The sequence below is a fragment of the Aeromonas sp. R4-3 genome (assembly GCF_040908275.1).
In the GTDB taxonomy this organism is placed as follows: domain Bacteria; phylum Pseudomonadota; class Gammaproteobacteria; order Enterobacterales; family Aeromonadaceae; genus Aeromonas; species Aeromonas rivipollensis.
The window spans coordinates 22,853-36,336 of sequence record NZ_JBFODK010000062.1; the positions used below are offsets into that span (position 1 = coordinate 22,853).

13 protein-coding genes and 4 tRNA genes are annotated in these 13,484 nt (G+C 61.2%); 10 read left to right on the forward strand and 7 right to left on the reverse strand.

Annotation, left to right across the window (positions count from 1 at the left end; all coding sequences use genetic code 11):
• Positions 1–16: 16 nt before the first annotated feature.
• Positions 17–880, reverse strand: a complete 864-nt coding sequence (locus tag AB5Y91_RS19950) for a sensor domain-containing diguanylate cyclase (protein WP_234689759.1) — start codon at positions 878–880, stop codon at positions 17–19.
• Positions 881–1,011: 131 nt separating this feature from the next.
• Positions 1,012–1,716: a 3-deoxy-D-manno-octulosonic acid kinase gene (locus AB5Y91_RS19955; protein WP_234689767.1), complete on the reverse strand. Its 705-nt coding sequence runs from the start codon at positions 1,714–1,716 to the stop codon at positions 1,012–1,014.
• Between the two features lie 128 nt (positions 1,717–1,844).
• Here AB5Y91_RS19955 and AB5Y91_RS19960 point away from each other — a divergent pair, with 128 nt between their 5' ends.
• From AB5Y91_RS19960 to AB5Y91_RS19995, 8 genes are all read left to right on the forward strand, one after another.
• Entirely contained in the window at positions 1,845–2,912 is a 1,068-nt protein-coding gene (locus AB5Y91_RS19960; protein ID WP_368170637.1) for a glycosyltransferase family 9 protein, read from the forward strand.
• 300 nt (positions 2,913–3,212) lie between these two features.
• Positions 3,213–3,839 carry a guanylate kinase gene (gmk, locus tag AB5Y91_RS19965; RefSeq protein WP_106885352.1) on the forward strand — a complete coding sequence of 209 codons (627 nt, stop codon included), beginning with the start codon at positions 3,213–3,215 and terminating at the stop codon, positions 3,837–3,839.
• Between the two features lie 79 nt (positions 3,840–3,918).
• On the forward strand, positions 3,919–4,194 hold the full coding sequence (gene rpoZ / locus AB5Y91_RS19970; RefSeq protein ID WP_005307060.1) for a DNA-directed RNA polymerase subunit omega: 276 nt from the start codon (positions 3,919–3,921) through the stop codon (positions 4,192–4,194).
• A 135-nt stretch (positions 4,195–4,329) separates the two neighbouring features.
• Positions 4,330–6,447 carry a bifunctional GTP diphosphokinase/guanosine-3',5'-bis pyrophosphate 3'-pyrophosphohydrolase gene (spoT, locus tag AB5Y91_RS19975; protein WP_106885353.1) on the forward strand — a complete coding sequence of 706 codons (2,118 nt, stop codon included), beginning with the start codon at positions 4,330–4,332 and terminating at the stop codon, positions 6,445–6,447.
• A 270-nt stretch (positions 6,448–6,717) separates the two neighbouring features.
• Positions 6,718–7,449, forward strand: a complete 732-nt coding sequence (gene trmH, locus AB5Y91_RS19980) for a tRNA (guanosine(18)-2'-O)-methyltransferase TrmH (RefSeq protein WP_167402194.1) — start codon at positions 6,718–6,720, stop codon at positions 7,447–7,449.
• Positions 7,449–8,111 (forward strand): CatB-related O-acetyltransferase, encoded by a 663-nt coding sequence (locus tag AB5Y91_RS19985; RefSeq protein ID WP_171275147.1) that lies wholly within the window; start codon positions 7,449–7,451, stop codon positions 8,109–8,111. Before trmH ends, AB5Y91_RS19985 begins: the two co-directional genes overlap by 1 nt.
• Positions 8,108–9,148 carry an alpha/beta fold hydrolase gene (locus AB5Y91_RS19990; RefSeq protein ID WP_368170617.1) on the forward strand — a complete coding sequence of 347 codons (1,041 nt, stop codon included), beginning with the start codon at positions 8,108–8,110 and terminating at the stop codon, positions 9,146–9,148. Before AB5Y91_RS19985 ends, AB5Y91_RS19990 begins: the two co-directional genes overlap by 4 nt.
• Before the next feature lie 195 nt (positions 9,149–9,343).
• Positions 9,344–10,156: a Cof-type HAD-IIB family hydrolase gene (locus AB5Y91_RS19995; RefSeq protein ID WP_111911448.1), complete on the forward strand. Its 813-nt coding sequence runs from the start codon at positions 9,344–9,346 to the stop codon at positions 10,154–10,156.
• Between the two features lie 240 nt (positions 10,157–10,396).
• On the opposite strand, the gene AB5Y91_RS20000 is transcribed toward AB5Y91_RS19995, so the two are convergent.
• From AB5Y91_RS20000 to AB5Y91_RS20020, 5 genes are all read right to left on the reverse strand, one after another.
• The gene (locus tag AB5Y91_RS20000) at positions 10,397–10,897 is read right to left on the reverse strand and encodes an RICIN domain-containing protein (protein ID WP_368170618.1); all 501 of its coding nucleotides are present in this window, start codon (positions 10,895–10,897) and stop codon (positions 10,397–10,399) included.
• Between the two features lie 177 nt (positions 10,898–11,074).
• A tRNA-Pro gene (locus tag AB5Y91_RS20005) sits at positions 11,075–11,151 on the reverse strand.
• 58 nt (positions 11,152–11,209) lie between these two features.
• A tRNA-Leu gene (locus AB5Y91_RS20010) sits at positions 11,210–11,295 on the reverse strand.
• A 20-nt stretch (positions 11,296–11,315) separates the two neighbouring features.
• A tRNA-His gene (locus tag AB5Y91_RS20015) sits at positions 11,316–11,391 on the reverse strand.
• 49 nt (positions 11,392–11,440) lie between these two features.
• Positions 11,441–11,517 (reverse strand) — tRNA-Arg (locus AB5Y91_RS20020).
• A 258-nt stretch (positions 11,518–11,775) separates the two neighbouring features.
• Between AB5Y91_RS20020 and AB5Y91_RS20025 the strand changes: the two genes are divergently transcribed.
• Both AB5Y91_RS20025 and AB5Y91_RS20030 read left to right on the forward strand, forming a co-directional pair.
• Positions 11,776–12,366: a TetR/AcrR family transcriptional regulator gene (locus tag AB5Y91_RS20025; protein ID WP_106885358.1), complete on the forward strand. Its 591-nt coding sequence runs from the start codon at positions 11,776–11,778 to the stop codon at positions 12,364–12,366.
• A complete protein-coding gene (locus AB5Y91_RS20030) occupies positions 12,363–13,469 on the forward strand; it encodes an efflux RND transporter periplasmic adaptor subunit (protein ID WP_163156830.1) in 1,107 nt (368 codons plus the stop codon). Before AB5Y91_RS20025 ends, AB5Y91_RS20030 begins: the two co-directional genes overlap by 4 nt.
• Positions 13,470–13,484 lie beyond the last annotated feature (15 nt).

Consider the following 13,484-nt stretch of genomic DNA (forward strand, 5'->3'; position numbering starts at 1 on the left):
GAGAACTGACTAAAAATCAGCCAACTACTGCGTTGCGTTCCCGTCTTGCCTGGCCGTGGCAGGAGGCCAGCCGGGCCAGCAGGTGATCGAGCTGCTCGGCGTTCTGGCTCTGCACCAGGCCTATGCTGACGGTCACCGGCCGCTCGGGCAGCAGGCTGGCATCGGCAATCTCGAGACGCAGCCGTTCGGCAATCTCGAGGCCGCTCAGCCGATCTGTCTGGGACAGCATCAGGATGAAACCGTCCTCGTCCCAGCGGGCGAAGGGATCTTCCCGCCGCAATTCGCGGCGCACTATGCGGGCCAGCTTGGCCAGCATGGCGTCGCAGGCGGCCTCGCCAAACAGCTGCAATATCTTGCTGCGGTGATCCACGGTGAACTGCAGCAGACAGAAGCTGCCGCTCTCGCTGGCCAGCCGCTCGTCCAGCAGCGACTCGAAGTGACTGCGGCTCTCGAGCCCGGTGAGGGGATCGGTGTCGTGACGATCGTCCAGCTGGGGCATGGCCGCGTCCAGATGGCGCACCACCCCCAGCAGCTGGCCCCCTTCGTCGCGGCGCACCCGCTCCTCCAGCCGGATGTAGTGACCCTGATGGTGCAGGATCCGGTACTCGAGCCGCAACCCGCTGCTGCGCCCTTCCCGACAGGCGTCGATGGCCTCCCCCAGGCGGGGCCCGTCATCCGGGTGCACCCGTGCCAGCCAGCCGAGATCATCCAGCTCGTTCCCCGTCAGCCCCAGCAGTTGCAGGCAGGAAGGATCGCGCCTCAGGCCCTGTTCGGCCGACCAGGTCCAGATCCCGGCCTCCAGCATCGCCATGGCTTCTGCCTTCAGCGTCACCTCAAGCGGGGTAATGACCTCAACCCCGGGAGTCTCATACCTTTCCATCACGCGCCTCGACACAGGATCTGACTGTCTGCCCAGACAGCAACATTCAATAAGTAACATTGGCGATTGCGCCGAGCAACAGCGTCAACTCGCTTTTCCCTGGCGCCCTCTCATCCGCCCCAGCCACTCCCTCAGCCCTGATAGCCCTTCATCAGAGCCTGCCAGTTCTCCGGCACGAAATGGAAGCTGGTATGCAGCTGGGACTCTTTGCTGAAGGAGCGCTGCAGCCGCTCCAGATTGGCCTGCTGCCAGCTGCCGGGGGAGCGGATAGCCCCCTTGTCAAAATCGATCACCCACACCTTGCCCTCCTTGTCGAGCAGCAGGTTGTGGCTGTTGAGATCGGCGTGATAGACCCCGGCCTCGTGCAGCCGGCGCACCGTCTGACCCACCTTGTGCCACACCTCGTCGGCGAGGGGCCCCTGCTTGAGCAAGGCCACCAGATCCTTGGCGCCACGGATGCGCTCGATCAGGATGTCGGCGCGATAGAAGGGTCCCTGCTTGACCATGCGGGCCGCGAATGGCCGTGGCACCGGCAGCCCCTGCTCGCTCAGCTGGGCCAGCAGACGGTATTCGGCCATGGCGCGGCTCGATTCGACCCCTTCGAACCAGAAGCGATCCCGTACCAGCTTGCCCACCATGCCGCCGCGATAATAGTGGCGCAGCACCAGGTGGCGCGACTCATCCTTCACGAACCAGGTCACCCCGCGACCTATGGCGGAGCCCACCACCTGCCGATGGGTCTGCCACCAGGCCGGATCGAACAACGCGGGGGAAGGGTCGCGGAAGGCGCCTTCGGCATACCAGCAAATCTGGTTGTGGGCGGTCTGTGTCAGCATCATGAGTATTCCGGTCGATAGTGGGGCGCAATGCATCCCGTCATGGGGACTGTGCCGGTCGGGCAGCTGGCGCAATTTTACAATCCACAAGGGAGTTTGCATAATGCCATCCATCCATTTTGCCACCATTGCGCCACATCATGCCGCTGTTCCAAACGCCGCCCTCCTCTATCTGCATCCTGCGGCTCTCCGCCATCGGGGATTGCTGCCATGCGCTGGCGCTGGTGCGCGTCATCCAGCGGGCCTGGCCAGAGACTCGCATCACCTGGATTACCGGCAAGATAGAGGCGACCCTGTTTGCCGATCTGCCCGGGGTCGAGGTGATCCCCTTCGACAAGAGCAAGGGCTGGCGCGGCTACCGCGATCTCTGGCGCACCCTCAAGGGGCGCAAATTCGATGCCCTGCTCCACCTGCAGGCGGCCCTGCGGGCCAGCATCGCCACCCTCGGCATCAGGGCCAAGATCAGGCTCGGGTTCGACAAGGAGCGGGCCAACGACGGCCAGTGGCTGTTCACCAACCATCAAGTGCCGTCCCCCGCCTCCCCCCATGTGCTGGATGGCTTTCTCGCCTTCGCCAAAGAGCTTGGCATCCAGGATCTGACCCCGGACTGGCAACTGCCCATCAGCGCCGAGCATCAGGCCTGGGCCAGGGAGAAGATAGACGGCAAACCGACCCTGCTCATCTGCGCCGCCGCCAGCAAGGCATTCAAGAACTGGACTGCCGAAGGCTATGCCGCCCTGGCGGATCACGCCGCCAGCAAGGGGTTTCAGGTCTACCTCTGCGGCGGGCCGGCCAAGCTGGAGCGGGATCTGGCCGCCGACATCCAGCGCCTGAGCCTGAGCAAGCCGGTGGATCTGATGGGGCAGACCAACCTCAAGCAACTGCTGGCGCTCATCAAGGAAGCCAGCCTGGTGCTGGCCCCCGATACCGGCCCCACCCACATGGCGACCCTGGTGGGCACGCCGGTGATCGGCCTCTACGCCCATCACAACCCGGATCGCACCGGCCCCTATCTGTGCCGCGAGCACGCGGTCAGCGTCTATCAAGAATTGATCGAGCAGGAGACCGGCAAGCCGCTGGCGGCGCTCGACTGGCGCACCCGCCTCAAGGATCCGGACGCCATGCGCAAGATAACCAGCGAACGTGTCATCGCCGCCTTCGAGCGGCTCTGTACCGAGCGCCAGCTGCCGGGCTGAGGAGCAACTCGGAAATTCCGAGCCCTGAGGCAGGGATAATCTGATGGCCCAAGCCGAGTGCCGGGGGCAGAATAGCGGCCGATGTGGGTAACGCTCCCGCAGCAAGCAACGAATACTTTGATCGGCTGGAATATGATTCCGGCCGTTTTTTTATCCGCCCCCATCTGCTAACATTCGCCGCCTTTACAACCTCCCGACTCAAGAATTTCCCGCGTTTTGCGAGTGACTGTCTCCCTTTCGGGCACATGACGGCAGCCTCTGCTACAACCAAAACACGGGTCATCGCTTAAAGGTACAGACATGGCGCAACAAGGCACTCTCTATATCATCTCCTCCCCGAGCGGGGCCGGTAAGTCCAGCCTGCTCAATGCCTTGCTGACCCAGCACAACGACGCCGGCAAGATGCAACTCTCCGTCTCCCACACCACACGCGCCACTCGCCCCGGCGAAGAGCACGGGGTGCACTACCACTTCGTGCAGGTGGAAGAGTTCAAGGCGCTGATCGAGCGCGGTGATTTTCTGGAGTGGGCAGAGGTGTTCGGCAACTACTACGGCACCTCCCGCGCCGCCATCGAGGCCTGTCTGGCCAGGGGCATCGACGTCTTCCTCGACATCGACTGGCAGGGTGCCCGCCAGATCCGCGAGCAGATGCCAACCAAGTCCATCTTCATCCTGCCTCCGAGCCGGGAAGAGCTGGAGCGCCGCCTGATCGGCCGCGGCCAGGACAGCAGCGAAGTGATCGCCGGCCGGATGGCGAAAGCCATTGCCGAAATGGTGCACTACGACGAGTATGACTATGTCATTATCAATGAAGACTTTGAGCAGGCGCTGTTCCAGCTCAGGGCCATCATAGAGTGCCAGCGGCTGGAATTGCGCCAGCAGCAGCAGGCCCAACAAAACTTGCTGCAACAGCTACTGGCAGAATAGGCCAAAAACAAGTAAACTTTTGCGTCATTTTTAAACACTGCTTTTTCAAACACAGAAAGCCCAAACACTGGAGTCCTGCATGGCACGCGTTACTGTAGAAGATGCTGTAAAACAGGTAGGTAACCGTTTTGACCTGGTGCTGGTCGCCGCACGCCGCGCCCGTCAAATCGCGGTACAAGGCAAAGATCCCCTGGTCGACGAAGAGAACGACAAGCCGACCGTGATCGCCCTGCGCGAGATCGAACTGGGTCTGGTCAACAACCAGGTGATGGATACCCAGGACCGCTACGAGCAGCAAGAGCAGGAAGCCGCCGAGCTGGCTGCCGTTGCTGCCATCGCCGAAGGCCGCGGTTAAGTCAGTTATTTCTCATAGTCGGCGCCCGCCCGGGTGCCGACTGTTCTTCCCATTTACAACCGCTCGAAAACCTCGCAAACTCGAGGGCATACCCTCAATTCCACGGATTGTCGTTTCACCGCTGCGGGGACTGTCTTGTATTTATTTGAAAACCTTAAAGAAATAGCCAGTTCCTACCTGCCTCCAGAGCAGGTTGAGAAGCTCAGGCAAGCCTATGTGGTGGCCCGTGACGCTCACCAGGGACAGATGCGTTCCAGCGGCGAGCCCTATATCACCCACCCGGTTGCCGTTGCCCGCATTCTCGGCGACATGCGACTCGATCACGAAACCCTGATGGCCGCCGTGCTGCACGACGTCATCGAAGATACCCCGGTCACCAAGGACGATCTCGCCGAGCTGTTCGGCAACGCCGTCGCCGAGCTGGTATCCGGCGTCTCCAAGCTCGACAAGCTGAAGTTCCGCGATCGCAAGGAAGCCCAGGCCGAGAACTTCCGCAAGATGGTGATGGCCATGACCCAGGATATCCGGGTCATCCTGATCAAGCTCGCCGATCGCACCCACAACATGCGCACCCTGGGCTCACTGCGGCCGGACAAGCGTCGCCGCATCGCCCGGGAAACCCTCGAGATCTTCGCCCCCATCGCCAACCGCCTCGGCATTCACACCATGAAGAACGAGCTGGAAGAGCTGGGCTTCGAGGCGCTCTACCCCATGCGTTCCCGGGTGCTGCGGGAATCGGTACGCCGCGCCCGCGGCAATCGCCGCGAGATCATCGACTCCATCGAGAGCGAGATTGAGGGTCGCCTGCGCGAGGCCGGCATCGATGCCCAGGTCAGCGGTCGCGAGAAAAATCTGTTCTCCATCTACAACAAGATGGAGAAGAAAGAGCTGCAGTTCCATGAGGTGATGGATATCTACGCCTTCCGCGTCAGGGTGAAGGACATAGACACCTGTTACCGGGTGCTTGGGCAGATGCACAGCCTCTACAAGCCGCGTCCCGGCCGCTTCAAGGACTACATCGCCATTCCCAAGAGCAATGGCTACCAGTCCCTGCACACCTCCTTGGTGGGGCCTCACGGGGTGCCGGTGGAGGTGCAGATCCGCACCGAGTTCATGGATCAGATGGCCGACAAGGGGGTCGCCGCCCACTGGGCCTACAAGCAGGATGGCGACAGCTCGGGCACCACGGCCCAGATCCGCGCCCAGCGCTGGATGCAGAGTCTGCTGGAGTTGCAGCAGAGCGCCGGCAGCTCGTTCGAATTCATCGAAGGGGTCAAGACCGACCTCTTCCCGGACGAGATCTACGTCTTCACTCCGGAGGGCCGCATCATGGAGCTGCCCGCCGGCGCCACCCCGGTGGACTTCGCCTACACGGTGCACACCGACATCGGTCACGCCTGCGTCGGCTCCCGGGTCGACCGTCACCCCTACCCGCTCAGCAGTCCGCTGCATTCGGGCCAGACGGTGGAGATCATCACAGCACCGGGCGCCCGCCCCAATGCGGCCTGGCTCAACTTCGTGGTGACCACCAAGGCGCGCTCCAAGATCCGCCAGTTCCTCAAGAACCTGCGCACCGAAGAGTCTGTGGTGCTGGGCCGTCGCCTGCTCAACCATGCCCTCGGCGCCAAGAACATCGAAGACATACCCGAGCCGCGCATCAAGCAGGTGCTGGCCGACACCAAGCACGAGAACCTGCAGGGCCTGCTGGCCGACGTGGGCCTTGGCAATGCCATGAGCGTCATGGTGGCCCGCCGCATGCTGGGTGACGAGTTGCCGCCGGAAGAACAACCGAAATCCAGCAGCAAGAAGATGCCGATCAAGGGGGCCGACGGCATGCTGGTCACCTTCGCGAACTGCTGTCGTCCGATCCCGGGGGATGCCATCATCGCCCACATCAGCCCGGGCAAGGGACTCGTCATTCACCAGGAGTCCTGCCGCAACATCAAGGGCTACAGCCGCGAGCCGGACAAGTACCTGCCGGTGCAGTGGGAAGTGGACAAGGATCAGGAACAGGAATTCCGCACCGGCATCAGCATCGAGATCGTCAACCACCAGGGTGCCCTGGCGGAGCTGGCCAACGTGATTGCCGCCACCGGCGCCAACATCCACGCCATCAGCACAGAAGAGAAGGATGGCCGGGTCTATCTGGTCACCCTGCTCATCACCACCAAGGGCCGCATCCACCTTGCCAACATAATGCGCAAGATCCGGGTAATGCCCAATGTGCTCAGGGTGAGTCGACAGAAGAACTGATCACACAGGCGGCGCGAGCCGCCTGATGCTTTTATAGAGACAAGCCATGACCCCCGAACGCTTCAAGCGGATTTCCGACATGCTGGCCCAGCGCCAGCTCGATTTAACCGTCTGCATGCACGGGAAGAGTGCACAAGCCTCACTGCATAGAAACCGATATGACTCCCGAACGCTTCAAGCGGATTTCCGACATGCTGGCCCAGCGCCAGCTCGATTTAACCGTCTGCATGCACGGGAAGAGTGCACAAGCCTCACTGCATAGAAACCGATATGACTCCTGAACGCTTTAAACGGATCTCCGACATGCTGGCCCAGCGCCAGCTTGATTTAACCGTCTGCATGGAAGAGGTCCACAAGCCTCACAACCTGGCCGCCATAGTACGCACCGCCGATGCCATCGGCATTCACCGGGTCCACGCCGTTTGGCCCAAAACCTGGATCCACAAGCGCAAGGGCACCGCCCGCGGCAGCCAGAACTGGGTCGACGTCAAGCTGCACCCGGACATAGGCAGCGCAGTGGCCGAACTGAAAGCCTCCGGCATGCAGATCCTGGCGACCCATCTCTCGGAGAGCTCGGTGGACTTTCGCGCCATCGACTACACCAAACCGACAGCCATCCTGGTGGGCCAGGAGAAGCACGGCATAGGGGAAGAGGCGCTGGCCCTGGCCGATCACCATATCGTCATCCCCATGGTGGGCATGGTGCAGTCCCTCAACGTCTCCGTGGCCGCCGCCGCCATCCTGTATGAAGCCCAGCGCCAGCGCGAGCTGGCCGGCTGCTACCAGCGCGGCTGCCCGCTCGACCTGGAGGAGCAGAACAGCATACTGTTCGAGGGGGGCTACCCCATCTATGCCCAGCTCTGCAAAGAGAAAGAGATGCCATATCCCCAGCTCGGCCCAGCCGGCGAGATCCTGGCGGACGAGGCCTGGTGGCAACGGATGCAGCTGACCCGCAAGGGCTGGGCCGCACAACAGGAAGATCAAGCGTGGCAGGAGGAGTGATGGAGAATCCCTTCGGTAGCTGGCTGGAATCCCAGGTCATACGGGATCATCTCAGCAACCCCAATATCGAGGCAGGCGACTACAGCTACTATTCCGGCTACTACCATGGCAAACCGTTCGAGGATCACTGCGTACGCTATCTGCTGGGTGACGGCTCGACCCGGGATACCTGGGAGAGCGGCATCTGGGGCGAAGTGGATCGCCTGATCATCGGCAAGTTCTGCTCCATAGGTTCGGGTGCCACCTTCATGCTGGCCGGCAATCAGGGCCACCGGCTGGATTGGGCCTCTACCTTCCCCTTCGACGCCACCCGTTTCGGTGATGGCGTACACGACGGCTTCCAGCGCAAGGGAGATACCCAGGTTGGCAACGACGTCTGGATAGGCTCGGAAGCCATGATCATGCCCGGCATCACCATAGGCGATGGCGCCGTCATTGCCACCCGGGCAGTCGTCACCAAAGACGTTGCCCCCTACACCATAGTGGGCGGCAACCCGGCCAAACCCATCCGTCGCCGCTTCACCGATGAGCAGATCTCCATGCTGCAGGCCATGCAGTGGTGGAACTGGCCCCTGCCCCGCCTGCAGGCGGCCATGCCCCTGCTCTGCTCGGGCGATATCCCAGCCCTCTACCAGCATTGGCAACAGGAGTACGCATCATGAACCGGTTATCTTCTGCCCTGCTGGCCCTGACCCTGTTTTCTGCCGGAGCCCTTGCCGTGACCAATCCCTATCAGCTGACCACGGAAGCCGAAGTCCCCGCCCTCCATCAACAGACCCTGCCGGATTTCTGGCGCGACCATGCCGTCGAAGGGGAGTTCAAGGGCAAGGACGGGGTGACCATCCGCTACGCTGCCCTGCGCCAGGCCAAGGTGGACAGAGCCATACTGCTCGTCAACGGCCGGGTCGAAAGCTACCTCAAGTATCAGGAGCTGGCCTGGGATCTGTGGCGTCAGGGCTACAGCCTCTACCTCATCGACCATCGCGGCCAGGGGCTGTCGGATCGCCTGCTGGCCGACAAGGAGAAGGGCTATGTCGCCGACTTCGACGACTATGTGCTGGATCTGAAGCAGTTCCATGACGACGTCATACTGGCGGACAAGCCTGCCAAGCTGTTCCTGCTGGCCCACTCCATGGGCGGCGCCATCTCGGCCCGCTATCTGGAGCGCTGGCCGGATGATGTCAAGGCGGCCGTGCTCTCCTCCCCCATGATGGGCATCAACCTCGGCGGCCTGCCCAAGTGGCTGGCCCAGGGACTGGCGGCCACCATGGATACGGTCGGCAGCTGGTGGGGCGAGCCCCCCTATGGCCCGGGCCAGACCGGCTATGTCTCCCATGAATTCGCCGACAACGGCCTGAGCCACAGCGAGCCCCGCTACCAGGCATTCCGCCAGCTCTATGAGCAGCGTCCGCAGATCAAGCTGGGCGGGGTGACGGCGCACTGGATCCGCGAGGGTATCAAGGCCGGGGATGCCGCCATCGCGGAGGCAGACAGGATCAAGACGCCACTGCTGCTGATCCAGGCGGGGGATGACGGCATAGTCGACAATGCGGCCCAGGACGAGTTCTGCACCAGGGCCAGTTGTGAAGGGGGTAAGCCGCTGCGGATCGAGGGGGGCTGGCACGAGCTGTTTATCGAGGCCGATGCACAACGTCTGCCTGCCCTGACCGCGACCCTGGACTTCTTCGCCCGCTTCTAGTGGCCAGTTGCATGACTTGCCAGAGGAGTGGCCAGCGTCCCGTGTCCAAAATGGCGTCACCTGCCACCCAGGCGCGGCCTGGTCCGGCACGGCAACAGACCCCGGGACTGGTTATTTTTTGGATCCCTAAATAAATGGGGTGGCGCAAGACGCTGGGGTACACTGCCCCGGCGTTCCACTGATGCCGAGGTAATGATGTTCAAGGTAGTTGTGTCCGATCTCGATGGTACCCTGCTCAACGGGCAGCACCAGATCTCCCCCCGCACCCGGGATACCCTGCACCGTCTGGTGGATCAGGGGATCAAGTTCGTGGTGGCCACCGGCCGTCACCATGTGGATGTGCGCAGCATCCGCGATGCCCTGGGGCTGGATATCTACCTCATCACCTCCAACGGCGCCGTGGTGCACGACAAGCAGGATACTCTCGTCTTCAACCAGGCACTGCCGAGCACTGTGGCGGCCGAACTGATCGCGCTGGAGCGCGACCCCTCCATCCACATCAACGTCTACTACGGCGACGAGTGGCTGGTGGAAGAGGAGATGCCCTGGCTGCTGCAGTTCCATCACGATTCCGGCTTCAGCTATCGCCTGACCGATCTCGCCAGCCACCCGCTGGACAAGATCAACAAGGTGTTCTACATCGGCGAACACGAGAAGCTGCTGCAGATAGAGGCTGAGCTCAACCAGCGTTATGGTGATCGGATCAACGTCACCTTCTCCCTGCCGGATTGCCTCGAGGTGATGCACGCCGGGGTGCACAAGGGCAATGCCGTGCGCGCCGTGCTGGAGCAGCATGGGCTTGAGATGTCCCAGGCGGTCGCCTTCGGTGATGGCATGAACGACTTCGAGATGCTGAGCATGGTGGGCCGGGGTGTGGTGATGGGCAACGCCCATGATCGTCTCAAGCTGGCCCTGAGCGAACACGACAGAACCCTGAGTTCGGATGAGGATGGCGTCGCCGTCTATCTGGAGCAGCTGTTCGCCATCAATCAGACTGGCGCGGCCTGATCCCTGCCATCATGGCGATCTCCCCGGGATCGCCATGACACTATGGCGCGCGAGTGCCCTCATCGTTTGAAGCTGTGGTTGCACTCCTTGCACCAGTATTGCCGGGAGAGCTGGCGATCCAGGGTGCGACCCAGCCATAGCCCGATACCCCCACCGGTTGCACCGCCGACCAGAGCGCCGCTCAGGGCCCCTGCGATAGAGCCTATGGGAATCCCTATGCCACCCAGCGTAGCCCCATCATCAACTGAGACCTGGCAGGCCCAGGCGATCCAGCAGGCTGCCGGTCGGCGTCCAGGTGAAGCTCTGATTGGCGCCACCGTAGCACTCGGCCAGTCGTAGCGGCACGGCGGCTCTGTGGCGGCGACCAGCCACATCCAGACACAGTGAAACCTGCCGGTTGAACAGTCTATCCCCCTGCCACTGCCATTGGCGGCTGTCGTCCTGACACTCTCCCACGGCGAGGCCGTCGTCCCCCCTGGCGATCAGGCAACCCTGCGCCAGCTGCAAGGCCCCCGCATCCCAGGTGAACAGCTGGCGGGGGCTCTGATCGCAAGGCTGGGTGAGCAGGCTACCTTGCTCGCTCAGGGCCACGCAGAAGCCGCCGCCAGTTACCAGGGTGGCCGGGGGAACCGGCGTTGATCTGGGGGCGGCCCCCATCAGCAGACTCTCAGGTCTCGGCTGCAAGGCACAACCGCCGAGCAACAGTGCCATCAGGGCGAGCAATCGGATGTGAAGGGGCATGATGATGCATAGGCCTGTGTCTGAATGGGTCGCGGGTGTCCACTATTCTGGTGGCTCCCGGCCAAGCATACCGAACTCGCGGCGAACAGGCGCCTGCAGAAATGTAAGAAGAGGTGACAGAGGAATGATAGATACACAGAAAAGCAAAAACCCCGCCGAAGCGAGGTTTTCAGAATGTGGTCGGTGATAAAGGATTCGAACCTTTGACCCTCTGGTCCCAAACCAGATGCGCTACCGGGCTGCGCTAATCACCGATGGGTATTTCCAAAATACAAAGATGACCATGTGGTCATCCTCGTCATACAGCAAGTATGGTGCGAAGAGAGGGACTCGAACCCTCACACCCGGGGGGCACTAACACCTGAAGCTAGCGCGTCTACCAATTCCGCCACCTTCGCATACCTGACAAGCTGTAAAATGGGGTGGCTGATGGGGCTCGAACCCACGACAACCGGAATCACAATCCGGGACTCTACCAACTGAGCTACAGCCACCACAGCTGTTTTGTTCCACAACAACGCCCGCTTAACTGGCGCACTTTGATGGTGCGCCCGACAGGATTCGAACCTGTGACCTCTGCCTCCGGAGGGCAGCGCTCTATCCAGCTGAGCTACGGGCGCTACGCTGTCGAACGGGGCGCATTATTGATGATGGCGCCCACCTTGTCTACTCTTTTTTTATCCCCACGGTTCAAGTGTTTGTTTTTCAATCTTTTCGTGCACTTTTATACCTCTTCTTCAGCCATTCGGCCAAAAACGTCCTCACTCGGCCCGCTTTTGGATCCTCTTCTGGCAGTAAAGTGGCTGGCATCCCTTGACTTGCTTTCCTCTCCACCTAGAATGAATGAACGTTCATTCACTCGCTGAAGTCTGATCATCATGGATAAGAAAGAACGGATTTTCGAGGCAGCGCACGAAATCCTCGGCGAGCAGGGCTTCTACGGCCTTTCCATCGCCGCGGTTGCCAAGAAAGCCAAGGTAGCGGCAGGCACCATCTATCGCTACTTCAGCGACAAGGATGATCTTGTCCGCCAGCTTTATCAGCACACCATTCTCAAGTGTCATCCCTTGGTCATGGAAGATGTGCAGATAGAAGAGGTGTCATATCGGCAGTATCGACGCCTCTGGCTCAATATCGACGCCCTCTTTGCCAGCCATCCCAATGTACTGAAATGCAAATTGCAGTACGAAAGTTCTCCATTGGGGGCTGAATTGGAGCGGGATCCGGTCATAATGGCGACATGGGCCCCACTTGAGCGTTTCTTCGAACAGGGACGCCAGCAGGGCCTGTTCATCGATTTGCCCGTTCTGGTGCTGCAGGCCCTGAGCCTGAGCTGCGTGGTCAACCTGGTACAACAACGCCAGGCTCACGAATTTGAGTTGACGCAAGAACAGTTGGAGACGGTCATCCGGGCCAGCTGGAATGCCATTTTAAACCCTAATTATTCCATCACAGGAGCCTGTTCATGAAAAAGTGGATGGCCATCATGTTGCTGATAGCACTCGCCCTGTTCGGCAGTGTCATCGGCTTCAATATGTTCAAGCAGAAGAAGATTGCAGAGTTCATGGCCAATCGACCCGAGCCCGAGTTCCCGGTGACTGCCATGGTGACCAAGGCGCAAGACTGGGTCCCCACCATAGAGGCGATCGGCTTCATCGAGCCTAACCAGGGGGTCACCCTTTCCAGTGAGCTGGCGGGCACCATAGACAAGATCAGCTTCGAATCCGGGGCTCAGGTCAAGGCGGATCAACTGCTGCTGAGCCTGGACTCCAGCGTGGAGAAGGCCAACCTGAACGCCTCCCAGGCCAGGCTGCCTGCGGCTCGTGCCAAGTTCGAGCGCTACCAGAACCTGTACCAGAAGAACTCCATCTCCCGTGATCAGCTGGATGATGCCGAAGCGGCCTATCGCTCACTGGAAGCGGACATCGACAGCCTGAAGGGCACCATAGCCCGCCGCGAAGTCCGCGCCCCCTTCGGTGGCGTCGTGGGTCTGCGCAACGTCTTCCTCGGCCAGTACCTGGAACCCGGTACCGAGATAGTGCGACTGGAAGACACCAGCGTGATGCGCCTGCGCTTCACCGTGCCCCAGACCGATATCTCCAAAATTACTCTGGGCCAGACCGTCAAGATCAACGTGGATGCCTATCCCCAGACCCAGTTTGACGGCCAGATCACCGCCATCGAACCAGCCGTCAACTATCAGAGCGGCCTGATCCAGGTGCAAGCCAACATCCCGAACAACGACGGTCAGCTGCGCTCCGGCATGTTTGCCCGCGCCAGCATCATATTGCCCACGGTGAAAGACCAGATTGTGATCCCGCAGTCTGCCATCTCCTTCACCCTCTATGGCGAGAACGTCTACGTCATTCACGAGGCAGACGGCGTGAAACGCGCCAAGCAGGTGGTGGTGAAGGCGGGTGAGCGTCGCGGCAATGATGTCCATGTGTTGTCCGGCATCAAGGCTGGCGATCAAATCGTGCTGTCGGGTCAGGTTCGCCTGAGCAACGATACCAAGGTGCACGTGGTCGAAAACGATGCCCTTGCCGTTCCGGCACAAACCCCGATGCTGTAAGCGCGGAGATCTGCG

Coding starts and splice junctions, on each gene's coding strand:
- trmH (WP_167402194.1), top strand. CDS start 6,718: ATGACTCCTGAACGCTTTAAACGGATCTCCGACATGCTGGCCCAGCGC.
- AB5Y91_RS20025 (WP_106885358.1), top strand. CDS start 11,776: ATGGATAAGAAAGAACGGATTTTCGAGGCAGCGCACGAAATCCTCGGC.
- rpoZ (WP_005307060.1), top strand. CDS start 3,919: ATGGCACGCGTTACTGTAGAAGATGCTGTAAAACAGGTAGGTAACCGT.
- AB5Y91_RS19995 (WP_111911448.1), top strand. CDS start 9,344: ATGTTCAAGGTAGTTGTGTCCGATCTCGATGGTACCCTGCTCAACGGG.
- AB5Y91_RS19950 (WP_234689759.1), bottom strand. CDS start 880: ATGGAAAGGTATGAGACTCCCGGGGTTGAGGTCATTACCCCGCTTGAG.
- AB5Y91_RS19955 (WP_234689767.1), bottom strand. CDS start 1,716: ATGCTGACACAGACCGCCCACAACCAGATTTGCTGGTATGCCGAAGGC.
- AB5Y91_RS19985 (WP_171275147.1), top strand. CDS start 7,449: ATGGAGAATCCCTTCGGTAGCTGGCTGGAATCCCAGGTCATACGGGAT.
- AB5Y91_RS20030 (WP_163156830.1), top strand. CDS start 12,363: ATGAAAAAGTGGATGGCCATCATGTTGCTGATAGCACTCGCCCTGTTC.
- gmk (WP_106885352.1), top strand. CDS start 3,213: ATGGCGCAACAAGGCACTCTCTATATCATCTCCTCCCCGAGCGGGGCC.
- AB5Y91_RS20000 (WP_368170618.1), bottom strand. CDS start 10,897: ATGCCCCTTCACATCCGATTGCTCGCCCTGATGGCACTGTTGCTCGGC.
- AB5Y91_RS19990 (WP_368170617.1), top strand. CDS start 8,108: ATGAACCGGTTATCTTCTGCCCTGCTGGCCCTGACCCTGTTTTCTGCC.